Raw genomic sequence first — 22,215 nt, forward strand, 5'->3', positions numbered from 1 at the left:
CCCTCGCACGCCTCCCCAACGCACGAACGCACGACCAGGAGAGCATCATGACCGTTCAGCCGCTCGTCACTCCGTCCTCGCCACCGGAGGCGGTCCTCACGGTCCCCGGCGCGGGTCGCGGATCGAAGGGCTCGCGCCGGCGCCCGGTGCGCCGCCCCCGCTACGTCGTCAGCACCGTGCTGCTGACGGTCGGCGTCGCGATCCTCTTCGCCCTCTTCTTCGTCTGGCCCGGCGCGCTCGGCGTGATGTACTCCTTCACCTCCTACCGGGGCTTCGGCGACATCGAGTTCGTCGGCCTCGACAACTACACGGCGCTCGCGCAGGACCCGGTCTTCTACGCCGCGGTCGGCCGCACCCTCGTCTACGCGCTGTTCTCGGTGCCGTTCGCCTGCGGCCTCTCCCTGCTGATGGCCGTCGCGCTGAACAACGCGCGGGCCAGGGGCAAGATCGGCGCCCGCATCATCTTCTTCCTGCCCTGGCTGGTCTCCCCCATCGTCGCGGGTGTGATCTGGCGCTGGATGTTCGGCGAGAGCTTCGGCTTCGTCAACTTCGCCATCACCTCGCTCGGCGGCGGCGCCGTGCCGTGGTCCTCGAACGCCGACCTCTCGCTCTTCGTCGTGATCCTCGCCTCCGCCTGGGGCGGCGCGGCGTTCAACATGCTGCTGTTCATCGCGGCGCTGAACAACGTGCCGGTCTCGCAGTACGAGGCGGCCGAGCTCGACGGCGCGAACCCCTGGCAGCGCTTCGTCTCGATCACCCTCCCCGGCATCGCGCCGACCACGCTGCTCGTCGTCCTGCTCTCGACGCTCGGGCACATGAAGGAGTTCGCGATGATCCAGGCCCTGAACAACGGCGGGCCGGGCACCGAGAACCAGCTCATCGTCCAGTACATCTTCCAGACCGGATTCGCGCAGTCGAACGTCGGCTACGCCAGCGCCGCCTCGATGGTGCTGCTGGTGATCCTGCTGATCATCGCCGCCGTCCAGCTCGCCATCAGCAAGAGGAGCCAGGCATGGTGACCACGACCCCCGCCCCCGCCCGCACGTCTCGCCCGAAGCGCACGCCGGCCGCGCCCGCGCCGCTGACCCGGAAGAAGACCGGCGAGTTCCGCCGCTCGATCGGCCCGACCGCGATGCTCTGGGCGATCGCGATCCTCACGCTCTTCCCGCTGCTCTGGTTCCTGCTCAGCTCGTTCAAGGGCGGCGGCGACCTCTTCACCTACCCGCTCTCGCTGCTGCCGCGCGAGTGGACGCTCGACGGCTACCAGCGCGCGCTGGAGCGGGTCGACTTCGTCCGCTACTTCTCGAACACCTTCGTCGTCGCGACGCTGACCACGCTGCTGACCGTGTTCTTCAGCGCGACCACCGGCTACGCCCTGGCGAAGTACAAGTCGCCGTGGCTGAGCGTGCTGGCGCTCTGCATCCTCGCCACGACGATGCTGCCCGGCGAGGTCATCCTCAACCCGGTCTTCACCGTGGTCCGCGACCTCGGCCTGTACAACACCCTGATGGGCATCATCATGCCGTCGATCCTCACGCCGACCGGCGTCTTCATGTTCCGGCAGTTCTTCATCACGGTGCCGGACGAGCTGCTCGACGCGGCCCGGATCGACGGGGCGCGCGAGCTCTCGATCTTCTTCCGGATCATGCTGCCGCTGTCGAAGCCGATCATCCTGACGCTGTCGATCATCTCGTTCCAGTGGCGCTGGAACGACTACATCTTCCCGCTGATCATCCTCAGCGACCCGAAGAACTTCACCCTGCAGATCGCGCTGCGCCAGCTGATCGGCGCCCAGAACATCGACTGGGCGATCCTGCTCTCGGCCTCGGTGCTCTCGATGCTGCCGCTGGTGGCGATCTACCTGGTGTTCCAGAAGTACATCACCGGGTCCGACATCAACGCGGGGCTGCGCGACTGATGCACCACGACTCGGTCAAGGCCGCCGCCCGCGTCGACCGCTTCCTCGCCGAGCGCCTCCCCCTCGCGGTGACGACCGAGCGGATCCCGCTCGCCGTCGCCGCGTGGACGGCCGCCGGCGAGCCGGTCGCCTTCGAGACCGCGACCGATCCGCGCAACCGCTACCAGCCGATCGAGCCCGGGGCGCCGTGGGGCACCGCCTGGGACACCACCTGGTTCCGGGTGTCCGGGTCCGTGCCCCCCGCCTGGGGCGACGCGGGCGAGAGGTTCCGGATCGAGCTCTCGCTCGACCTCGGCTTCGACCGGGCCAAGCCCGGCTTCCAGTGCGAGGGTCTCGCGCGCGCCGCCGACGGCCGGGTGCTCAAGGGGCTCGAGCCGCGCAACCACCACGTGCCGCTCGACGCCGCCGCCGGGGAGTCGTTCCTGATCTGGGTGGAGGGCGCCTCGAACCCGGACCTGACCGGTGGGAACGACTTCGCCGGCCCGGGCGGCTTCTCGCCCACCCCCTACGGCGACCGGGCGACGGCGCCCACCGCGCCGCTCTACCGGCTCGGTCGCTTCTCGCTCGTGCTGGTCGACACGGTCGCCGAGCGGCTCGGCCTCGAGCTGAGCGTCCTCCGCGGCCTGCACGACGAGCTGCCGGCGTCCGAACCGCGCCGGCACGAGATCCTCGCCGGGCTGACCCGCGCGCTGAACGCCCTGGACCCCGACGACCTCGCCGGCACCGTCGCCGACGCACGCACCGTGATCGCGCCGCTGCTCGCCGCCCCGGCCGCGCACTCCGCGCACCGCATCTCGGCGACCGGCCACGCGCACATCGACTCCGCCTGGCTCTGGCCCACTCGCGAGACGGTCCGCAAGTGCGCGCGCACCTTCTCCAACGTGCTCGACCTGATGGACCGCGACCCCGACGCCGTCTTCACCTGCTCCTCCGCCCAGCAGTTCGCCTGGATGAAGGAGCACCACCCCGGGATCTTCGCCCGCATCGCCGAGCGGGTCCGCGAGGGCCGCTTCGTGCCGGTCGGCAACATGTGGGTCGAGTCCGACGTGACCCTGCCCTCCGGCGAGTCGCTGGTGCGCCAGCTGCAGCAGGGCGCCCGCTTCTTCCAGGAGGAGTTCGGTGCGATCAGCGAGGTCGGCTGGCTGCCGGACTCCTTCGGCTACTCCGCCGCGCTGCCGCAGCTGCTGCGGAAGGCGGGACTGCGCTGGTTCTTCACGCAGAAGATGTGCTGGAACGAGACCAACGCGATGCCGCACCACTCCTTCGTCTGGGAGGGGCTCGACGGCTCGCGGATCTTCACGCACTTCCCGCCCTCGAACACCTACAGCGGTGACCTGCGGCCGACCGAGCTGGCGCGCATCGTCCGCAACTTCCAGGAGCACGGGCGGGCGACGCGCTCGCTGATGCCGTTCGGCTACGGCGACGGCGGCGGCGGGCCGACCCGCGAGATGATGGCGCTCGTGCGCCTGCAGTCCGATCTCGAGGGCTCGCCGCGGCTCGAGTTCTCCCCCGCGCACGACTTCTTCGAGGCCGCCGAAGCCGAGTACACCGACCCGCCGGTCTGGTCCGGCGAGATGTACCTCGAGTTCCACCGCGGCATCCTCACCTCGCAGGCGCGGACCAAGCAGGGCAACCGCCGCAACGAGCGGCTGCTCGCCGAGGCGGAGTACTGGGCGAGCGTCGCGTTCCTGCGGCACGGCGTCCCGTTCCCGTTCGACGAGCTGGACGCGCTCTGGCGGCGGGTGCTGCTGCTGCAGTTCCACGACATCCTCCCCGGCACCGCGATCGCCTGGGTGCACCGCGAGGCGGAGCGGACGCACGCCGAGGTGACGGAGGCGCTGGAGCGGATGATCGCCGAGCGGCTCGCGGTGCTCATCGGGCCGGGCGAGCTGCGGATCGCGCTGAACGCGGCGCCGGTCGCCGTCGGCGGGGTGCCGGCGCGGGGCGGGGCTGCGGTGGAGGCCGCCGTGGGACTCTCCGTGCGCGCCGCCGGCGAGGGCTTCGTGCTCGAGTCGCCGTACCTCGTCGTCGTGGTCACCGGGCAGGGGCTCGTCTCGAGCATCGTCGACCGCGCCTCGGGGCGCGAGCTGCTGCCGGCCGGGCGGGTCGCGAATCTGCTGCAGCTGCACCGCGACGAGCCCAACCAGTGGGACGCCTGGGACCTCGACGCCGCTTACCGCGAGACGGTCGTCGACCTGCTCGAGGGCACGGTCGAGCTCGGCGAGGACGGCGCGAGCGTCGTCGTGCGCCGCAGCTTCGGCGCGAGCTCGGCGACCCAGACGATCGCGCTCGATCCGCGCGAGCCCGCGGTCCGGATCCGCACCGTCGTCGACTGGCACGAGCGGCGGAAGCTGCTGAAGCTCGCCTTCCCGCTCGACGTGCACGCCGAGCACTCCTCGGCCGAGACGCAGTTCGGCCACGTGCGCCGGCCCGTGCACACCAACACCAGCTGGGAGGCGGCGAGGTTCGAGATCTGCGCGCACCGCTGGCTGCACGTCGGCGAGCCGGCGTTCGGCGTCGCGGTGGCCTCCGACGCGGTCTACGGCTACGACGTCCAGCGCACCATCGACGACGGCCGAGTGAGCACCGTCGTCCGCCAGTCGCTGCTGCGCGCGCCGACCTTCCCCGATCCGGAGGCGGACCAGGGCGAGCACGCGTTCCTCAGCACGCTCACGGTCGCGCCCGGCATCGCGGACGCCGTCCGGGCCGGCTTCGCCGCGAGCACCGCCCCGCGCACGGTCGTCGGGCGGTCGGTCCCGGAGCCGCTCGTCGCCGTCGAGGATCCGGCCGTCGTCGTCGACACGGTCACCCTCGCCGCCGACCGCAGCGGTGACGTGATCGTGCGGCTGCACGAGGCGCTCGGCGGACGCGTCCGAACCGCACTCGTCGTCGCGCCTGCGCTCAGCGGCGCGCGCGAGGTCGACCTGCTCGACCGCGACGTCGAGGGGACGGCCCTGCTGGGCCTCGCCTCCGGGCGGATCGCACTCGAACTCCGGCCGTTCGAGATCGTCAGCCTGCGCCTCACCCCCGCCTCCGTTCCTTCCCCCGAGGAGACCCCGTGATCCCCGTCGCCGACGCCCCCTACGCCGCCCGGCTGGTCGCGGACGCCCGCGTGCGCTGCGACGAGTTCGTCGCGCGCGCCCGGCAGCCGCTGACCGGGCTCGGTCCGCGGCCGACCATGCGCGCCATCACCTCCCTGGTCGCCCTGGCGATCGCGGAGGACGACGAGGGACCGGAGTCGCGGGACGCCGCCGAGACCTACCTGCGCCACCTCGCCGCCCAGCAGCTCGACAGCGGTCTGTTCTCGAGCAGCGGCAACCTCGCCTCGCCGCCCGACACCGCCTTCACGATCAACGACCTCTGCGGCTGCGTCGAGCTGCTCGACCGCTACCGGCCCGCCGGGTTCGAGCAGGTGCGCGCCGGTCTCGCCAGCATCGCGGTCGCCGCCTCGTCCGCGATGCTGGCGGGCGGCGTGCACACGCCGAACCACCGCTGGGAGCTGGCGAGCGCCCTCGCCGCCCTCGCGGTTCACGTGCACGGCGGGCGCTCGGCGGACGGCGCGTCGGCCGCCCTCGCCGCCGCGCTCCTCGACCGCGCCGACGCCTGGCTCGCCGAGGGGATCGACATCGACGCCGACGGCCAGTACAGCGAGCGCAGCGCCGTCTACGCCACCGAGGTCACGAACCCGAGCCTGCTCGCGCTCGCACACGACCTCGACCGGCCGGCCCTGCTCGATCCGGTGCGGCGGAACCTCCGCGCGATCGCCGGGCTGGTCGAGGAAGACGGCGAGATCGAGTGCGTCCACTCGCGCCGCCAGGACCAGACAATCCCTTACGACGTCGAGAACCTGCTCTCGCCGTACCGCCTGCTCGCGATCGAGGAGGGCGACGCCGACGCCGCCCGCATCGTCGGGCAGATCCTCGAGCGCGTGCTGCGCGAGCCGGAGCGGCACCTCGCCGAGCTGCTGCGCCGGCCGGAGATCGGCGCGCTTCTGCCCGAGCCCGCCGCGACGCCCGCCTCCGTCACGCGCGGCTACCCGGTCAGCAGGCTGCTCCGCCGTCGCGAGGGCCCACTCTCGGTGTCCGTCTCGGCCGGCAGCGACTTCGCGGCCACCGGCCGGATCGGCTCCGGACTCGCTAACTCGGCGACCCTGCTCCGCGCCCGCGCGCACGGCCTGGTGCTGCGCTCGCTCCGGGTCTCGCCCGCGTTCTTCTCGCTCGGCTGCGCCCGACCGCAGACCCTGGAGGCGACCGAGCGCGGCGCGGTCCTCGTCGAGCGGCGGGTCTCCGGCTACTACGACACGCTCGGTGCCGGCGCGCCGGACGTCACCGCCGTGCCCGACAGCGAGGGCCGCTTCTTCTCGGTGATGGACTTCGCCCGGCGCGAGCGCTTCGAGGTCGAGCTGCGCACCGAGGTGGCGATCGAGGTCGACGAGATAGGCATCGACGTGCGGGTCTCCTTCTCCGGGCTGGAGACGCGCTATGCCCTCGAACTCGTGATCGACGGCGACGCGGAGGTGGCGGGCGCCGCGGTGCTCGAGGACGGCTGGTGGCTCGACGGCGATTCCGCGGTCGTCCGCACGGACACCGCCGTTCTCGCGATCGGCACCGATCCGGGCGACGGCCTGCCGCCCGTCTTCGACGACGGCGAGATGTTCGGCTACGTCGGCGGCGCCGACCGTATCGCCGGCACCCGGATCCTCCTCGGCGGCTCCACGACCGAGCCGCGCCGCCTCCGGCTCGCGATCACGCCCCGGTGAGCGCCGTCGACGCCACCCCGGGCTTCCACGGCAGCACCGCCGCCACCGGCTGGGAGACCGGCCTGATGGTCGGCACCGGCACGACCGGCGCCGCGCTCCACGAGGGCGCCGTCGGCGCGGTCGTCTCCCTCTCGCACGAGCGCCTGCGGCTGCCGGTCGACCCGCTGATCGGACCGCCGCTGCTCGCGCCGCTGCTACCCGCGATCCGCGCGCTGCTCGCGCACCCGCCGGTGAGCGACGCGGACGCCGGCCGGATCGAGGAGTGGCACCGGGCCGCCTGGGCCGAGGAGGGACACGACGGCGCGCTGCTCGACGCCGATCCGCTCGTGCCGGCGGGGGTACTGCGACTGGCGCTCACGACGGACCCGACCGGCGCGACCGGCGCCCGGTCCCGCTCCGTCGACTACGCGGCCGGCACCGCCGCCCTCACCCTCCCGACCGGCCTCACCGTCGTCGTCCGCGCCGACCGCGGCGCCGACCGGCTCCGCGTGACGGTCTCCGCGGCACTCCCGTTCTCCGGCGAGCTGCAGCTCGCGCCCGCCGACGAGCCGACCGAGCCCGACCTCGGTCCCGACGCCCCGCGCGACCATCGCGAGCACGCCCTCGTCCGCGCCGTCGACGGCGGCGAGGCCCTCGCCCTCGAGACGGTGCCGCGCCACCCCCGGCCCACCGGCTTCCGCTCGGCCCTCGTCACCGTGCGCGTCCTCCGCGGCGAGGCGGCCGTCGCAGTCGATCGCGACGCCGCCTGGCCCACTTGGCGCGTCCTGGGCACCCGCGAGCTCGAGCTGGAGCTCCGGATCGCGGTCACCTCGACCGCGCCGGCCCCCGCAGCGCCCCCGGTGCTCGCCCGCTTCGCCGCCGCGACCACCCCGCACGAGCGACTCGTCGGCGCCTCCGCGTTCTCACTCGGCGCCGCGACCGGGCGGAGCATCGAGGAGGTGCGCGCCGATCCCGCCGCGGACGACGAGCTGATCGAGCGCGCCTACGCCGCCGGCCGGCACGCGATCATCGCCGCCACCGGCGAGCTGCCCGCGAGCCTGCAGGGCGTCTGGGCCGGCTCTTGGGCGCCGGCCTGGTCCTCCGACTACACGCTCAACGGCAACGTGCAGAACGGCGGCATCGCCTCGCTCGGCGCCACCGGCACTCCCGAGCTGCTGCGCTCGTTCTTCACCGCGGTCGCCGAGCACGAGGACGACTACCGGCGGAACGCCGAGCGGATCCTCGGCGCCCCCGGCTTCCTGCTGCCCACCCGGATCTCCGGACACGGCCGCGCCAACCACTTCACGCCCGAGTACCCGCTGCAGTACTGGCTCGGCGGCGGCGGCTGGATCCTGCGGACGGCGTGGGACCACTGGTCCCTCACCGGCGACGAGGAGTTCCTCCGCGGCTGGGCCCGGCCCTTCGCCCGCGAGGTCGTCGCCTGCTACGAGCACGCCCTCGTGCTCGACGAGGACGGCACGGCGCACGTCTCCCCCGGCTACTCCCCCGAGAACCGGCCGGGCGACCAGGGCACGCCGATCACCCGCGACGCCGCGTCCGAGATCGCGATGATCCGCGACGCCCTGACGATCGCGGCGCGGATCGAGCGGCTGCTCGGCCACGAGGACGACCGGGCGGAGCGGTGGGACGCGCTCGCCGCGCGACTGCCCCGCGCCCGCATCAGCCCCGACGGGCAGCTCGCCGAGTGGCTCGACCCCGCGCTCACCGACCGCCCGGAGCACCGCCACGCCTCGCACCTCTACCCCTGGTGGTACGAGGGCGACGCGGACGCCGCCGATCCCACCGTCGCAGCCGCGGCGCTCGAGGCCGTCCGCGCCCGGCTGCGCTGGCGGGCGGAGGAGCCGACCGCCCCGCCCGGCCGGATGGAGATGGCCTTCGGGCTCGTCCAGGCCGGCCTCGCCGCCGCGACCCTGGGCGATGCGGAGTCGTCGCTCCAGTGCGTCGACTGGCTCGCCCGCCTGCACTGGCGCCCGAACATGATGCCGACCCACGACGCCGACGCGATCCTCAACGTCGACGCCGCGGGCGGCCTGCCGGCGCTCGTGGTGCAGATGCTCGCCCAGTCCGACGGCGCGACTCTGCGCCTCCTGCCCGCGCTGCCCGCGCGCTGGACCGAGGGCAGGATCACCGGTCTGCACCTGCGCGGCGCACTCCGCGTGGAGTCGCTCGCCTGGTCGCCCGAGTCGGTCGAGTGCGTGCTGCGGAGCCCCGCCGACGCGGCCGCGGCGCGCCTGGGCGAGCGCGTCCTCGTGCGCCTCCCGGTCGACGTCGAGCTGCGGGGATCCGCGGCCGGAGTGCTGCAGCTCGACCCGCGCACGCTCGCGGTCGACCTGCGGAGCGGAGCGCCCCTGCGGATCGAGCTGCGGATCGAGCCGCGGAGGCTCTAGCCCGTCGGCACCGGCTCGCCCGCGGCCCACACCCGCTGCACCCGCAGCGCGTCGTCGAGCACCACCACGTCGGCCGCCCGTCCGACCGCGAGCGCGCCGAGCCCGTCCTCCTCGCCGAGCACCCGCGCCGGCGTCGCCGTGACGGCGCCGATCGCCGCCTCCAGCCGCCGGCCGACCGCCCCGGCCGCGTGGCGCACGGCCGCGTCGAGCGTGAGCGTCGACCCGGCGAGCGTCTCGGTGCCCTCCAGCCGCGCGACGCCCTCCCGGACGTCGACCCGCAGCCGGCCGATCCGGTGCGCGCCGTCCCCGGCTCCCGCCGCCGCCATCGCGTCGGTGACCAGCGCGATCCGGCCCGGCGCCGACGCGAACGCGATCCGAGCGACGTCCGCGTCCACGTGCTCGCCGTCCAGAATCAGCTCCAGCACCACCCGCTCGTCGGCCAGCGCCACCGGGATCGGCCCCGGCGCGCGGTGCCCGATGCCCGGCATCGCGTTGAACGCGTGCGTGACCAGCCGCGCGCCGCGCTCGAACGCCGCCCGGGTGGTCGCGGCGTCCGCCTCGGTGTGCCCGACGGCGACGACCACGCCCGCCGCGCTGAGCTGCTCGATCGCGGCGAGGGCCCCGGGCAGCTCCGGAGCGATCGTGATCTGGCGCAGGCACCCGCGCGCCGCATCGAGCAGCCGCGCGACGACCTCCGGGCCCGCCGCGATCAGCGCCCCGGGATCGTGGGCCCCGCGCCGCGACGGCGCCAGGAACGGCCCCTCCAGGTGCGCGCCGAGCACCAGCGGATCCTCCCGCGCCAGCGCCGCGACCGCGTCGAGCGACGCCTCCAGCTCGCCGACCGGCGCCGAGACCAGGCTGACCAGCGAGCGCGTCGTCCCGTGCGCGCGGTGCAGCGCGAGCCCCGCCCGCATCCCGTCCGCGCCCTCGTCGAAGCTGCGCCCCGCCCCGCCGTGCACGTGCAGATCGACGAAGCCGGGCGTCGCCGTCAGCCCGGCCGCGTCGTGCACCCGCGCGCCCTCCGCCGCCCGCTCCCAGCCGCGCCCGGTCCCGACCTCGACGATGACGCCCTCGTCCGCGAGCAGCCAGAAGTCCTCGACGGCCCCCGCCGCGTCCACCTTCCGCGCGCCGTGCAGCACCAGCTTCCCGCCTCGCTCCATGTCCCTCTCCTCACCTCCCGGGGCACCGCCCCGTCGCGCTGCTCACGCATCCGCGCAGCGGCCCCTCCATGCTGGTCGGGTAGCCGCCCCATGCTGGTCGAGTAGCCGCGCAGCGGCGTATCGAGACCCGCCCCCCGTCAGCAGGGATGTCTGCAGACCCGTCCTCCGACGCCGTCGGATCTCGATACGCCCGCTCCGCGGGCTACTCGGTCACCATGAGTCGCGCGCACCCTTCATGCTGGTCGAGTATCCGCACAGCGGCGTATCGAGACCCGCCCCGTTCATGCTGGTCGAGTAGCCGCACAGCGGCGTATCGAGACCCGCCCCGCGAGCACTCAAGCGCCCCGCCCCCAGCTCGCCTCGATCTCCGCCGCGCCCAGCACCCGATCCGCCAGCAGCAGCTGCCAGCTCCAGCTCGCCTCGGCGCCCGCCTCCAGCGTCCACGTCGCGCCGAAGAACGGCGCCGCGCACAGCATCGGCGTCTCGCTCGTCCGCACGAACCACGTCGTCGGATCGACGGGGTTGCCCTCGTCCGCCCGCAAAGCGACCGTCGTGCTCCCGTCCACAACCGCGAGCCAACGCGACACCGTCCCCATCGGCTCCGCGACAGCCCCGTCCGGTCCGCTCACCGTGCTCCCGTCGAACGACGGGTCCAGCCGCAGGAACAGCCCGCCGTAGCCCGCGTCCGGCCGCCCCGCCGTGGTCGGCGACCCGAAGACCAGCCGCTCCCCGAGCGCCCGCCAGCGGCTCTCGATCCGCAGCACCGTCGCGTCCCCGAGCCGGCGGACACTCAGGCGCCGCCGCTCGTCGAGGAACCGCCGCCCGTGCGCATCGAACCACCCCAGCGTGAGGCCACCCGGGTCCGCACCCTCCGGCCGCTGCGAGCCGTTGTTGTCCACCTGCCGGTAGCCCGTCCCGGTCAGCCAGGTCGGTCCGCCCCACAGGTTCGTGTCGAGCTCGTCCGCGCCGATGGTGATGTTCGACACCGCGAGCGACAGCCCGAGATGCCAGTCGTGGTCCGCGGGCCGCACGTCGCTGACGATGCGCCCGCCGGGCGTCCGCAGCGGATGCAGATAGGGCCGCGGCGAGTCCCTCGGCGGCGTCTCCGGATCGGTGAGCACGAGGCGCCCGACCCCGTCCGGCAGTTCGACGGAGGTCGGCGAGTCCTGATCCATGCGGCCGACGGTACACGCTTTCCCGGGCTACAGTGCGACGATGCCCCGCACCGGAACCCCGCCCCGATCGCCGCGCCGATGACCGCCGTCCGCTTCGTCTCGATCGGCGACTCCTTCTCGGAGGGCGTCGGCGACGAGCTCCCCGACGGAACCGCCCGCGGCTGGGCCGACCTCACCGCGCAGAGCTGGGCGGACGCGCTCGGCGAGCCGATCGAGTACGCCAACCTCGCCATCCGCGGCCGCCTCATCGACCCGATCGTCGACGAGCAGCTCGAGCCCGCCCTCGCCCTGCGGCCGACCCACCTCTCCTTCAACGGCGGCGGCAACGACATGCTGCGTCCGAGCGCCGACATCGAGCGCATCGCGGACCGCTACCTCGAGGTCCTGGCCCGCTGCGACGCCGAGGGCGTGACCCTGATCGCGCTCTCCGCCCCGGATCCGTCCGCGCGCCTCCCGCTCGGCCGGCTGATCAAGCGCCGCGGCGACGCCCTCACCTCCGCCGTCCTGCGCCGCACGAGCCAGCGCCAGGACATCGTCGTCGCCGACAACTGGACCGATGCGGCCTTCGCCGACCCGACCCTCTGGTCGGAGGACCGGCTGCACCTCGGGCCGCGCGGCCACCACCGCGTCAGCGCCCGCGTGCTCGGTGCACTGGGTCTCCCGGTGCCGCCCGCCGCCGACGATGCGCCCGAGCGGCCGGCCGCGAGCGGCGGCTCGGCGCAGTACTACCGCAACCACGTCGCACCGTGGCTGCGGCGCCGGCTCACCGGCACGTCCTCCGGCGACGGCCGCACGGCCAAGTACCCGCAGCTCGTGCGGATCGCCCCGACCGCCTAGGCGGGGCCGCCGGAGGTCAGTGCCGGCTCAGCGCCAGCCGTACCGCGCCGAGACGACCCGGGCGACCGCGTCGAACCGCGCGCGCTCGAGCGCCGCGCCCTCGCGCCGCATCCCCGCGGGGTGCACACGGAACACCCGCTCCGGATCGGCGTAGCTCGGCCGACCCTCCGGGTCCCAGGGGCCGGCGCCGACCGCGAGATAGCCGTCGTGCTCCTTCGAGCTGAGCCGGATCGCGAGCGCCGTGCCCGCCTTCTCGACGGCGAGGACGAGCACGGGCCGGTCCTTGCCGCGGCCGTCGTCCTCCTCGTAGGGCACCCAGGTCCAGACGACCTCGCCCGGGTCCGGATCGCCGTCCGGCGTCGGCGCGTAGCCGAGGTGCACGCCGCGCAGCCGGGTCGGATCGACCTCCGAGGTGCGCCCCACGCCGGAGGCGCCGGGAGTGGGTGCCGTGGTCGTCAGATACGGCCTCTGCGCGGCGGCGCCGGCATCGGCGCGGCGAGTGCTCGAGCGGCCGAGCAGTCGGAGGAGCAGGGACACGACCGAGCGTGAGGAGGGCACCTGACGACCCTAGCCCGGATGAAACGCCGAGAGGCGCCGACTCGGGAGAGTCGGCGCCTCGGGGTGGGCGGCACAGAGGGCGTGCTGCGCAGAAGGTGTGCTGCGAGAGAGAGCTAGTCCGCGAGGACGTAGCCCGCCTCGCCGTGGATGGCGGTGTCGATGCCCGCGATCTCGTCCTCGTTCTTCACGCGGAACCCGATCGTCTTCTGGATGACCCAGCCGATCGCGTAGGTGAGCACGAAGGAGTAGACGAGGACCGTGAAGGCCGCGAGGGCCTGCTTGCCGAGCTGGCTGGCGTCACCGGTGAGGAAGAGGCCGACGTCGGTGCCGAAGAAGCCGATGTAGAGCGTTCCGATGAGGCCACCGACGAGGTGCACGCCGACCACGTCGAGCGAGTCGTCGTAGCCGAGCTTGTACTTGAGGTCGATCGCCAGGGCGCAGACCGCACCGGTGATGACGCCGAGGACGATCGCCCAGAACGGCGAGAGGCTCGCGCAGGCGGGGGTGATGGCGACGAGACCCGCGACGGCACCGGAGGCGGCACCGATCGAGGTGGGCTTGCCGTCCTTGATCTTCTCGACCACGAGCCAGCCGAGGATCGCGGCGGCGGGAGCGGCGATGGTGTTGAGGAAGGCGATCGCCGCGAAGCCGTCGGCCGCCAGCTCGGAGCCGGCGTTGAAGCCGAACCAGCCGAACCAGAGCAGGCCGGCGCCGAGGAGCACGAACGGCGGGTTGTGCGGCTGGTGCGCGCCCTTGGTGAAGTTCACGCGCTTGCCGAGGACGAGCGCCAGGGCCAGGGCCGCAGCACCCGCGTTGATGTGCACCGCGGTGCCACCGGCGAAGTCGATCGCGCCGACGTTGTAGGCGATCCAGCCGCCGTCGACGACGCCCTCGTCACCGAGGGTGAAGTTGAAGACCCACGAGGCGACCGGGAAGTAGACGATGGTCGCCCAGACGCCGGCGAAGACCATCCAGGCGCCGAACTTGGCGCGGTCGGCGATCGCACCGGAGATCAGCGCGACGGTGATGATCGCGAAGGTCGCCTGGAAGGCGGCGAAGGCGAGGGTCGGGAAGGCCGTCTCGATGTCGCCCTGGGCCTCGGCGTAGGCACCGGCGAGGCCGAGCTGGCTGAGGTCGATGCCGATCAGGCCGTCGATGCCGACGAAGTCGCCGACACCCGCGTTGGAGAAGGTGATCGCGTAGCCGTAGAGCACCCACAGCACGCCGATCAGGCCCATCGCGCCGAAGCTCAGCATCATCATGCTGATGACGCTCTTCGCGCGGACGAGGCCGCCGTAGAAGAAGGCGAGCCCGGGGGTCATGAGCAGGACCAGCGCCGCCGCCAGGAGCAGGAACGCGGTATTGCCTTGATCCATTGTTGAACCTCTCGTGAGTAAGCAGAGTCGTGTGAGTGAGCAGAGTCGTGCAGGGAGTGGGCAGTGCGGAGCCCGATGCGGGTCGGCAGTCGCTGCACGACCCCGAAGAGGCTTCGGGAGGACACGGGGGTGTCGGGTCACCTCGGGTAGCCGACAGTCTGGTCGCGCGACGTTACGTCCCGTGCGGCACGAGGTTTCGCGGATGTTACGAGCGGGCCGCCCGTGTAAACAGCGCGTTACGGCGCGCCGCCGATCAGCCGGGCGGCACCCGTGCGCTCGCTCCGGAATCCCCCGGTGCTCCTCGGGATCGTCAGCCGAAGGCGCGCATCGACGTCAGCGCGATGAGCCGCGACATCGAGCGGAGGTACTTCTTCCGGTAGCCGCCGCTGAGCATGTCCCCGCCGAAGACCTCGTCGAGCGCGACGCCCGAGGCGAGCACCGGGATCTGCGCGTCGTAGACCCGGTCGATGAAGGCGACGAGCCGCAGCGCGTCGGTCTGGTCGGTGAGGGTGGCGACGTCGCGCAGCACGATCGCGTCGACCCCGTCGATCACCTTGATGTAGCGCGAGGGGTGCACCGAGCCGAGGTGATCGACCGCCGCCCGGAAGGAGTCGTCGGTGACGACCGCCCCGGCGGGCGCCGACGCGACGAGCTCGTCGATCTCGGCGTCGGTGCGGGTGACCGCGTGGCCCTCGATGTCCCGGCGGCGGTAGTCGGTGCCGTCGATCCGCATGGTCTGGAAGTGCTCCGCCATCGCGTGGATCTCGCGGAGGAAGTCGGCAGCGGCGAAGCGGCCCTCCCCGAGCGCGTTCGGCGGCGTGTTCGAGGTCGCAGCGATGCGGGTGCCGGAGGCGACCAGCTCGCCCAGCAGCCGCGTCATCAGCATCGTGTCGCCCGGGTCGTCGAGCTCGAACTCGTCGATGCAGAGCAGCGCCGAGCCCTTGAGCAGCGACACCGTCGCCGCGTAGCCGAGCGCGCCCACCAGTGCGGTGTACTCGATGAAGGTGCCGAAGTAGGTGCGGCCGGGCACCGCGTGCCAGATCGCCGCGAGCAGGTGGGTCTTGCCGACGCCGAAGCCGCCGTCGAGGTACACGCCGGGCTTGACCGCCGGCGCCTTCCTCCGGCCGAAGCCGAGGAACCCGCCGCCGCCCTTCGCCGACCCGCCGCCGGCCGCGAACGCCCGCAGCGCCTCGACGGCCTCCGCCTGCGAGGGGTACTCCGGATCGGGCCGGTAGCTCTCGAAGGTGGCTCCCTCGAACTGCCGCGGCGGCACCAGGGTCGAGGCGATCTCGTGGCCGCTGATCTGCGGCGACCGGGTCGTCAGGCTGCTCGTCGAACGGACGTCGTCGGGGGTCACGCGCTCTCGCATCCTGCGTCCGGGCAGGGGCCGGGCACTGTGTCGAACTCTTACGGCGCCGTCCGTGCACCCGCGCACGAGGGCGCGTACTGTCGCTGAGGGCGGGCTCCAGCGTAGCCCGCTCGCACCGCCGCCCATTCGAGCACCACGCCCGCGCATCGCGCACCATCCCGGAGGTCCCTCTTGTCCGTTGAACTCGATCCGTCGCCCAAGTTCGCCGCCTACGCGCACCCCGAACGACTCGTCAGCGGCGAGTGGCTCGAGCAGCGCCTCGGCACCCCGGGGCTCGTGGTCGTCGAGTCGGACGAGGACGTGCTGCTCTACGAGACCGGCCACATCCCCGGCTCGGTCAAGATCGACTGGCACACCGACCTCAACGACCCGGTCCAGCGCGACTACATCGACGGCGCCGCGTTCGCCGCCCTGGTCGGCGGCAAGGGCATCGCTCGCGACAGCACCGTCGTCATCTACGGCGACAAGAACAACTGGTGGGCGGCCTACGCCCTCTGGGTCTTCACCCTCTTCGGCCACGAGGACGTCCGCCTGCTCGACGGCGGCCGCGACAAGTGGATCGCCGACGGCCGGCCGATCACGACCGATGCGTCGACCCCGGCCGCGGCCGAGTACCCGACCGTCGAGCGCAGCGACAGCGCGATCCGCGCCTTCAAGGAGGACGTGCTCGCCCACTTCGGCAACCCGCTGATCGACGTCCGCTCCCCCGAGGAGTTCTCCGGCGCCCGCACCACCGCGCCGGCCTACCCGGAGGAGGGCGCCCTGCGCGCCGGCCACATCCCCAGCGCGCAGAACGTGCCGTGGGGCAGGGCCGCGGCGGAGGACGGCACGTTCCGCTCCCTCGACGAGCTGAACGGCATCTACCGCGACGGCGCCGGCCTGGCCGACGGCGACACCGTGATCGCCTACTGCCGCATCGGCGAGCGCTCCTCGCACACCTGGTTCGTGCTCACCCACCTGCTCGGCTTCGAGGGCGTCAAGAACTACGACGGCTCCTGGACGGAGTGGGGCAGCGCGGTCCGCGTCCCGATCGTGCAGGGCGCCGAGCCCGGCGAGGCGCCCGCGCCCCGCTGACCCGTCAGCGCCGACCCGTCAGCGCCGACCCGTCAGCGCCGAGCGTCTCCGAGGGCCCCGTGCACACCCGTGCCGGGGCCCTCTCCCCTGCGTCCCGCCGCCCGGCGGATGGAAGAATGATCCCGATGACTGCCGACACGCCCACCACCGACGACCTCGGGCCCGCGCTCCGCGAGATCCGGGACGAGTTCCTCGCCCTCGAGAAGCCGGAGCGGCTCCAGCTCCTCCTCGAGTTCTCGAACGAGCTGCCCGAGCTGCCCGAGCGCTACCGCGACCACCCCGATCTCTTCGAGCGCGTCGAGGAGTGCCAGTCGCCCGTCTTCATCGTCGTCGAGTTCGACGGCGACGTGATCCACCTGCACGCGACGGCACCGCGGGAGGCGCCGACCACCCGCGGCTTCGCCTCGATCCTCGCCCAGGGGCTCGACGGCCTCACCCCGGAGCAGGTGCTCGCCGTGCCAGACGACTTCCCGCAGACCATCGGCCTCTCCCAGGCCGTCTCGCCGCTGCGGCTGCGCGGGATGAGCGCCCTGCTCGGTCGCACCAAGCGCCAGATCCGCGCGCACCTCGCCGCGTGATCCTCCGGCCGCTCGTCCCCGCCGGCCCGGCGATCCGTCTCGGTGACGACGGCGCGCGAGCGGCGATCGAGACGGCCTACCGGCCCGCCGAGCACGTCCGCGTGCGCCTGAACATGATCGCGAGCCTCAACGGCTCGAGCATCGGCTCCGACGGCACGAGCGAGACGCTGACCAACCGCGTCGACCGCACGATCCTCGGCGTGATCCGCGCGCAGGCCGACGTCGTGCTGGTCGGCGCCGCGAGCGTCCGCGCCGAGGGGTACCGCGTGCCGAAGCGCTCGCCGCTCGCGATCGTGTCGGCGACGGGCGATCTGGCCGGCCACCGGCTCGAGCTGCAGGAGGGCGCGCGCGTGCTCCTGCTCCTGCCGGCCGGCGGCGGTGCTCCGGCGGGGCTCCCCCGCGGCGTCGAGATCGTCCGGGTGCCGGCCGAGGGCGGGCGGATGGCCGTCGACGCGATCCTGGCCGCCCTGAGCGCCGAAGGGCTCGAGCGCGTCGTCTGCGAGGGCGGCGCGTCGCTCTCCGGCCAGTTCCTCGCCTCCGGACGCGTCGACGAGATCTGCCTGACCACCGCGCCCCGCGTGGTGCTCCCCGGGCTGCCGGTGGCGGCGACGGACGCGCGCCTCGACGACGCCTACTCCCTCACCGCGCTCGCCGCCGACGACGCCGGCTTCACCTACGCGCGCTGGAGCCGGACCGGCTGAGCGCGCGCTCGCGCAGCCAGCCCTGGACCGAGCCCTCCCAGAGCGCCGCGTCGTCGTTCCACAGCCGGGTGTGCCGCGCACCGTGGAAGAGCACGAGCTCGACCAGGTCCGGCCGCGCCGCCGCGAGGGCCTCGGAGGGACCGCTCGGCACGAAGTCGTCGTCGACGCTGTGCAGCAGCAGGATCGGCGCGGTCAGCTCCGCGGCCCGCTCGACCAGGTCCAGCCCGGCCAGCGGGATGTGGCTGCTCTGCCCGGTCAGCGCGACCGACCACGACTGCTGCATCACGGTCAGCGCGAGCGCGGCGATCGGCACCGGGATCCCGCGCAGTCTCGCCTGCCCGCGCAGCGTCTCCCGCCAGTCGATCACCGGCGAGTCGAGCACCAGCCCGGTGATCAGATCGCGGCGGCTCGAGCGCAGCGCGGTCTGCAGCGCGATCGCGCCGCCCATCGACCAGCCGACGAGCACGACCGCGCGAGCGCCGCGCTGCTCGGCGAAGCGGATCGCGGCGTCGACGTCGCGCCACTCCGTCTCGCCCAGGCCGTAGCGGCCGTCGGGGCTCGCCGGAGCGTCGCCGTCGTTGCGGTAGGAGACCACCAGCGAGGTCAGCCCGGCCCGGTGGAAGACGGACGTGCCGCGCAGCGTCTCCTCCCGTGTCGTCGCACGTCCGTGCACGTGGATCGCCCAGACGTCCGAGTCCTCGGCCGGGAAGAGCCAGGCCGGAGCCGCGCCGAACTGCGTCGGCACCTCCTCCGCCGTGAAGCGCAGCCCGGTCGCGCGCGGCGAGGGCAGCAGCCAGCCGTTGACCCGCCCGCGCGCACCCGGCCGCAGCGTGCCGCGGTCCACGGCGAGCAGCTCCCGGACGACCCGGCCCCGCCCGGTCGCCAGCAGCCGCCCGATCCGCGCGTGCCCGCGCCCGTGGTCGAACCAGAGGGAGAACCCGCCGCGCACGCCCGTCTCGCGGTCGGCCGCGAGCTCGATCTCGCCCACCTCCCGTCGCACGGCGAGCACCCGCGCGTCCTGCGCGCGCCGGGAGGGCGGGGTGACGACCCCGCGGACGAAGGCGGTCGTCAGGGCTCCCGCGCCGAGGGCCGTCGCCGCCGCGAGCGCCGGAACCGCCAGCAGCCCGGCGACGACCAGACCGGTGCGCCCGCGTTCCGCGGCGTGCCTGCGGGCTTCGAGCATGCGGGAACTCTAGTCTGCGATCGTGCCCGACTTCCCAGCCCCGTCCCAGCTCCCCGAGGAGTTCCGGGCTGCAGCCGAGTCGATCCGCCGGGCGAGCACGCGCTCCGAGCTCACCGTCGCCGAGATCGCCTCGCCCACCGGCCTCGCTCCCTACGCGCTCGCCCTCTCCGGCGACGTCTCGCCGCGCGCCCACGGCCGCGACTCCGAGCTCGGCACCGGCCGGTTCATCCTGCTCTACGACCCGGAGGAGCCGGAGCAGTGGGGCGGCCCGTTCCGCGTCGTCTGCTTCGCCCAGGCCCCGCTCGAGATCGAGATCGGCACCGATCCGTTCCTCGCCGAGGTCGCCTGGTCCTGGCTGATCGATGCGCTCGACGTCCGCGGCGCGTTCTACACCGCGGCGTCCGGCACCGCCACGAAGGTGCTCTCCACCGGGTTCGGCGAGCTCGCCGCCCAGGGCGACGGCGCGCAGATCGAGATCCGGGCCTCCTGGAGCCCCGAGGATGCACAGCTCGCTCCGCACGTGGAAGGGTGGGGGGAGCTGTTGTGCATGCTCGCGGGCCTCCCGCCCGTATCGGGCGACGGCGTGACCTCGCTCGCCTTCCGACGGAACAACCGTGACTGATTACCGTGTCCTCTCCACCCCCGACGAGTTCCTCGCCGCGGTCGACGCCCTCGCCGCCGGCGAGGGGCCCGTCGCCGTCGACGCCGAGCGCGCCTCCGGCTTCACCTACTCGCAGCGCGCGTACCTGATCCAGGTCTACCGCCGCGGCGCCGGCGCGTTCCTCTTCGATCCGCCCGCGATCGGCCGGATGGACGCCCTCCAGGCCGTCATCGGCGGCGAGGAGTGGGTGCTGCACGCGGCCAGCCAGGACCTGGCCTGCCTGCGCGAGGTCGGCCTCGACCCGGAGCGGATCTTCGACACCGAGCTCGCCGCCCGCCTGCTCGGCCTGCCCAAGGTCGGCCTCGGCGCCGTCGTCGAGGATCTGCTGGGCATCCACCTCGCGAAGGAGCACTCGGCCGCCGACTGGTCGACCCGCCCCCTCCCGCAGAGCTGGCTCGTCTACGCCGCGAAGGACGTCGAGCTGCTCGTCGACCTGCGCGACCGGATGGAGCAGATGCTCATCGAGGCGCGCAAGACCCGCATCGCCCGCGAGGAGTTCGAGGCGACCCTGGCCCGGCAGCCGAAGCCGGTCCCCGCCGAGCCGTGGCGCCGCCTCTCCGGCATGCACGCCCTCCGCGGCCCGCGCGCCCTCGCCATCGCCCGCGAGCTCTGGCTGGCGCGCGACGCGTTCGCCCGCGAGCGCGACATCGCCCCCGGCCGCCTGATCCCGGACTCCTCGATCGTCGCCGTCTCCCGCAACGTCCCCGCCAGTCTCGGCCAGCTCTCCGGCCGCCGCGACTTCACCGGCCGCGCCAGTCGAGGCGAGGTCGAGCGCTGGTGGGCCGCGATCGAGCGCGGCCAGTCCACCGAGGACCTGCCCAGCCCGGTCCGCCCGGCCGCCGACACGCTGCCCCCGCCGCGCGCCTGGGGCGACCGCAACCCCGCGGCGGACGCCCGGCTGAAGAGCGCGCGCGCCGTCGTCGGCGAGATCGCCGAGCTGCTCTCCCTCCCCGTCGAGAACCTGCTCACCCCCGAGCTGCTGCGCCGCCTCGCCTGGCACCCGCCGGAGCCGATCGATCAGGCGTCCATCGCCGCCGAGCTGGAGCGCGCCGGCGCCCGCTCCTGGCAGATCGACGCGACCGCCGGCTCCATCGCCACGGCGTTTGTGGAAGCCGGGCAAGCACCGGCGGAGAGCACGGAAACCCCTTCGTAGGAAGAAGCAAAGGATTCCGGCGCCGGACACCGTCTTCCTACCATCGGAACGATGCCCGGCACCGAGATCGATGCCCGGACCGAGAGGGCATCCCGTTTTCAGGAGGCACTGTGGCCGAGAGATCCGAAGTCGTGTTCGTCGACGGAGTCCGCACTCCGTTCGGGCGGGCCGGTGAGAAGGGCATGTACTGGCAGACCCGGGCCGACGACCTCGTCGTCAAGGCCATGATCGGTCTGCTCGAGCGCAACGGCGCCCTGCCGAAGGACCGCGTGGACGAGGTCGCGATCGCCGCGACCACCCAGCAGGGCGACCAGGGGCTCACCCTCGGCCGCACCGCCGCGCTGCTGGCCGGCCTTCCGCGTTCCGTTCCCGGCTACGCGATCGACCGGATGTGCGCCGGCGCGATGACCTCGGTGACGACCACCGCCGGCGGCATCGCCTTCGGCGCCTACGACGTCGTGATCGCCGGCGGCGTCGAGCACATGGGCCGCCACCCGATGGGCTTCAACGCCGACCCCAACCCGCGCTTCCTCTCCGAGCGGCTCGTCGGCGAGGAGGCCCTGAACATGGGCAAGACCGCCGAGAAGATCCACGACCGCTTCCCGCAGCTCACCAAGAGCCGCTCCGACCACTACGCGCTCCGCAGCCAGCAGAAGCTCGCCGAGGCGTACCGGAACGGCGACATCCAGCCCGACCTGATCCCGGTCGCCACCCGCAGCGCCGCCGGCTGGGGCCTCGCCACCGCCGACGAGGCGCCGCGCCCCGAGACCACGCTCGAGGGCCTCGCGACCCTGCGCACCCCGTTCCGCCCGCACGGCCGCGTGACCGCCGGCAACTCCTCCGGACTCAACGACGGCGCCGCGGTCTCGCTGCTCGCCGGCGCCGACGCGGCGAAGGAGCTGGGCCTGACCGAGAAGATGCGGCTGGTCAGCTTCGCCTTCGCCGGCGTCGAGCCGGAGATCATGGGCATCGGCCCGGTCCCCTCCACCGAGAAGGCGCTGAAGAAGGCCGGCCTCGGCATCGAGGACATCGGCCTCTTCGAGCTCAACGAGGCGTTCGCCGTGCAGGTGCTCTCCTTCCTCGACCACTTCGGCATCGACGACGACGACCCGCGGGTCAACGAGTACGGCGGAGCGATCGCGATCGGCCACCCGCTCGCCTCCTCCGGTGTCCGCCTGATGATCCAGCTCGCGCGCCAGTTCGAGGCGCACCCCGAGGTCCGCTACGGCCTGACCGCGATGTGCGTCGGTCTCGGCCAGGGCGGCTCGGTCATCTGGGAGAACCCGCACTTCGACGGCAAGCGCGCACGACGGAAGGGACGCTGAT

18 protein-coding genes are annotated in these 22,215 nt (G+C 73.5%); 12 read left to right on the forward strand and 6 right to left on the reverse strand.

Annotated features, from left to right (window positions below; translation table 11 throughout):
• Nucleotides 1-47: 47 nt before the first annotated feature.
• Genes GSU72_RS10535 through GSU72_RS10555 form a run of 5 tightly spaced genes read left to right on the forward strand, consistent with a single transcriptional unit; the run spans nt 48 to nt 9,064 of the window.
• Nucleotides 48-1,019 (forward strand): sugar ABC transporter permease, encoded by a 972-nt coding sequence (locus GSU72_RS10535; RefSeq protein ID WP_159984972.1) that lies wholly within the window; start codon nt 48-50, stop codon nt 1,017-1,019.
• A complete protein-coding gene (locus GSU72_RS10540) occupies nt 1,013-1,918 on the forward strand; it encodes a carbohydrate ABC transporter permease (protein ID WP_159984973.1) in 906 nt (301 codons plus the stop codon). Before GSU72_RS10535 ends, GSU72_RS10540 begins: the two co-directional genes overlap by 7 nt.
• A complete protein-coding gene (locus tag GSU72_RS10545) occupies nt 1,918-4,980 on the forward strand; it encodes a glycoside hydrolase family 38 C-terminal domain-containing protein (RefSeq protein WP_159984974.1) in 3,063 nt (1,020 codons plus the stop codon). The genes GSU72_RS10540 and GSU72_RS10545 overlap by 1 nt, the downstream gene beginning before the upstream one ends.
• Nucleotides 4,977-6,677, forward strand: a complete 1,701-nt coding sequence (locus GSU72_RS10550) for a hypothetical protein (protein ID WP_159984975.1) — start codon at nt 4,977-4,979, stop codon at nt 6,675-6,677. Before GSU72_RS10545 ends, GSU72_RS10550 begins: the two co-directional genes overlap by 4 nt.
• Nucleotides 6,674-9,064 (forward strand): glycoside hydrolase family 95-like protein, encoded by a 2,391-nt coding sequence (locus GSU72_RS10555; protein ID WP_159984976.1) that lies wholly within the window; start codon nt 6,674-6,676, stop codon nt 9,062-9,064. Before GSU72_RS10550 ends, GSU72_RS10555 begins: the two co-directional genes overlap by 4 nt.
• On the opposite strand, the gene GSU72_RS10560 is transcribed toward GSU72_RS10555, so the two are convergent.
• On the reverse strand, nt 9,061-10,224 hold the full coding sequence (locus tag GSU72_RS10560; protein ID WP_159984977.1) for an amidohydrolase family protein: 1,164 nt from the start codon (nt 10,222-10,224) through the stop codon (nt 9,061-9,063). The two genes, GSU72_RS10555 and GSU72_RS10560, sit on opposite strands and share 4 nt — an antisense overlap.
• Before the next feature lie 335 nt (nt 10,225-10,559).
• Nucleotides 10,560-11,399 (reverse strand): DUF6807 family protein, encoded by an 840-nt coding sequence (locus GSU72_RS10565; RefSeq protein ID WP_159984978.1) that lies wholly within the window; start codon nt 11,397-11,399, stop codon nt 10,560-10,562.
• Nucleotides 11,400-11,477: 78 nt separating this feature from the next.
• Here GSU72_RS10565 and GSU72_RS10570 point away from each other — a divergent pair, with 78 nt between their 5' ends.
• Nucleotides 11,478-12,236, forward strand: coding sequence for an SGNH/GDSL hydrolase family protein (locus GSU72_RS10570; protein ID WP_159984979.1), 759 nt, complete (start codon nt 11,478-11,480; stop codon nt 12,234-12,236).
• Nucleotides 12,237-12,263: 27 nt separating this feature from the next.
• Here the strand turns inward: GSU72_RS10570 and GSU72_RS10575 are convergent, their stop codons facing one another.
• The 3 genes from GSU72_RS10575 to zapE form a co-directional block, all read right to left on the reverse strand.
• The gene (locus GSU72_RS10575) at nt 12,264-12,794 is read right to left on the reverse strand and encodes a type II toxin-antitoxin system PemK/MazF family toxin (protein ID WP_167306103.1); all 531 of its coding nucleotides are present in this window, start codon (nt 12,792-12,794) and stop codon (nt 12,264-12,266) included.
• 113 nt (nt 12,795-12,907) lie between these two features.
• Complete coding sequence (locus tag GSU72_RS10580) at nt 12,908-14,170, reverse strand: ammonium transporter (RefSeq protein ID WP_159984980.1); 1,263 nt, start codon at nt 14,168-14,170, stop codon at nt 12,908-12,910.
• Nucleotides 14,171-14,480: 310 nt separating this feature from the next.
• Nucleotides 14,481-15,527 (reverse strand): cell division protein ZapE, encoded by a 1,047-nt coding sequence (gene zapE / locus GSU72_RS10585; protein WP_244255762.1) that lies wholly within the window; start codon nt 15,525-15,527, stop codon nt 14,481-14,483.
• A gap of 183 nt (nt 15,528-15,710) precedes the next feature.
• On the opposite strand from zapE, the gene GSU72_RS10590 reads away from it, so the two are divergent.
• From GSU72_RS10590 to GSU72_RS10600, 3 genes are all read left to right on the forward strand, one after another.
• The gene (locus GSU72_RS10590) at nt 15,711-16,613 is read left to right on the forward strand and encodes a sulfurtransferase (RefSeq protein ID WP_159984982.1); all 903 of its coding nucleotides are present in this window, start codon (nt 15,711-15,713) and stop codon (nt 16,611-16,613) included.
• 125 nt (nt 16,614-16,738) lie between these two features.
• On the forward strand, nt 16,739-17,191 hold the full coding sequence (locus GSU72_RS10595; RefSeq protein ID WP_159984983.1) for a SufE family protein: 453 nt from the start codon (nt 16,739-16,741) through the stop codon (nt 17,189-17,191).
• The gene (locus GSU72_RS10600; protein ID WP_159984984.1) at nt 17,188-17,892 is read left to right on the forward strand and encodes a dihydrofolate reductase family protein; all 705 of its coding nucleotides are present in this window, start codon (nt 17,188-17,190) and stop codon (nt 17,890-17,892) included. Before GSU72_RS10595 ends, GSU72_RS10600 begins: the two co-directional genes overlap by 4 nt.
• Here GSU72_RS10600 and GSU72_RS10605 read toward each other — a convergent pair.
• Nucleotides 17,861-19,075, reverse strand: a complete 1,215-nt coding sequence (locus tag GSU72_RS10605; protein WP_159984985.1) for an alpha/beta fold hydrolase — start codon at nt 19,073-19,075, stop codon at nt 17,861-17,863. The genes GSU72_RS10600 and GSU72_RS10605 overlap by 32 nt on opposite strands.
• Nucleotides 19,076-19,097: 22 nt before the next feature.
• Here GSU72_RS10605 and GSU72_RS10610 point away from each other — a divergent pair, with 22 nt between their 5' ends.
• From GSU72_RS10610 to GSU72_RS10620, 3 genes are all read left to right on the forward strand, one after another.
• A complete protein-coding gene (locus tag GSU72_RS10610; protein ID WP_159984986.1) occupies nt 19,098-19,697 on the forward strand; it encodes a DUF3000 domain-containing protein in 600 nt (199 codons plus the stop codon).
• A complete protein-coding gene (locus GSU72_RS10615) occupies nt 19,690-20,889 on the forward strand; it encodes a ribonuclease D (protein ID WP_159984987.1) in 1,200 nt (399 codons plus the stop codon). Before GSU72_RS10610 ends, GSU72_RS10615 begins: the two co-directional genes overlap by 8 nt.
• A 110-nt stretch (nt 20,890-20,999) precedes the next feature.
• Complete coding sequence (locus GSU72_RS10620; RefSeq protein ID WP_159984988.1) at nt 21,000-22,214, forward strand: thiolase family protein; 1,215 nt, start codon at nt 21,000-21,002, stop codon at nt 22,212-22,214.
• Nucleotide 22,215: the final 1 nt, after the last annotated feature.

This window comes from Rathayibacter sp. VKM Ac-2760, from assembly GCF_009834185.1.
Taxonomy (GTDB): domain Bacteria; phylum Actinomycetota; class Actinomycetes; order Actinomycetales; family Microbacteriaceae; genus Rathayibacter.

Excerpts from the sequence above, each read along its gene's own strand:
- GSU72_RS10535 (WP_159984972.1), top strand. The coding sequence starts at position 48 with ATGACCGTTCAGCCGCTCGTCACTCCGTCCTCGCCACCGGAGGCGGTC.
- GSU72_RS10540 (WP_159984973.1), top strand. The coding sequence starts at position 1,013 with ATGGTGACCACGACCCCCGCCCCCGCCCGCACGTCTCGCCCGAAGCGC.
- GSU72_RS10545 (WP_159984974.1), top strand. The coding sequence starts at position 1,918 with ATGCACCACGACTCGGTCAAGGCCGCCGCCCGCGTCGACCGCTTCCTC.
- GSU72_RS10560 (WP_159984977.1), bottom strand. The coding sequence starts at position 10,224 with ATGGAGCGAGGCGGGAAGCTGGTGCTGCACGGCGCGCGGAAGGTGGAC.
- GSU72_RS10565 (WP_159984978.1), bottom strand. The coding sequence starts at position 11,399 with ATGGATCAGGACTCGCCGACCTCCGTCGAACTGCCGGACGGGGTCGGG.
- GSU72_RS10570 (WP_159984979.1), top strand. The coding sequence starts at position 11,478 with ATGACCGCCGTCCGCTTCGTCTCGATCGGCGACTCCTTCTCGGAGGGC.
- GSU72_RS10580 (WP_159984980.1), bottom strand. The coding sequence starts at position 14,170 with ATGGATCAAGGCAATACCGCGTTCCTGCTCCTGGCGGCGGCGCTGGTC.
- GSU72_RS10595 (WP_159984983.1), top strand. The coding sequence starts at position 16,739 with ATGACTGCCGACACGCCCACCACCGACGACCTCGGGCCCGCGCTCCGC.
- GSU72_RS10605 (WP_159984985.1), bottom strand. The coding sequence starts at position 19,075 with ATGCTCGAAGCCCGCAGGCACGCCGCGGAACGCGGGCGCACCGGTCTG.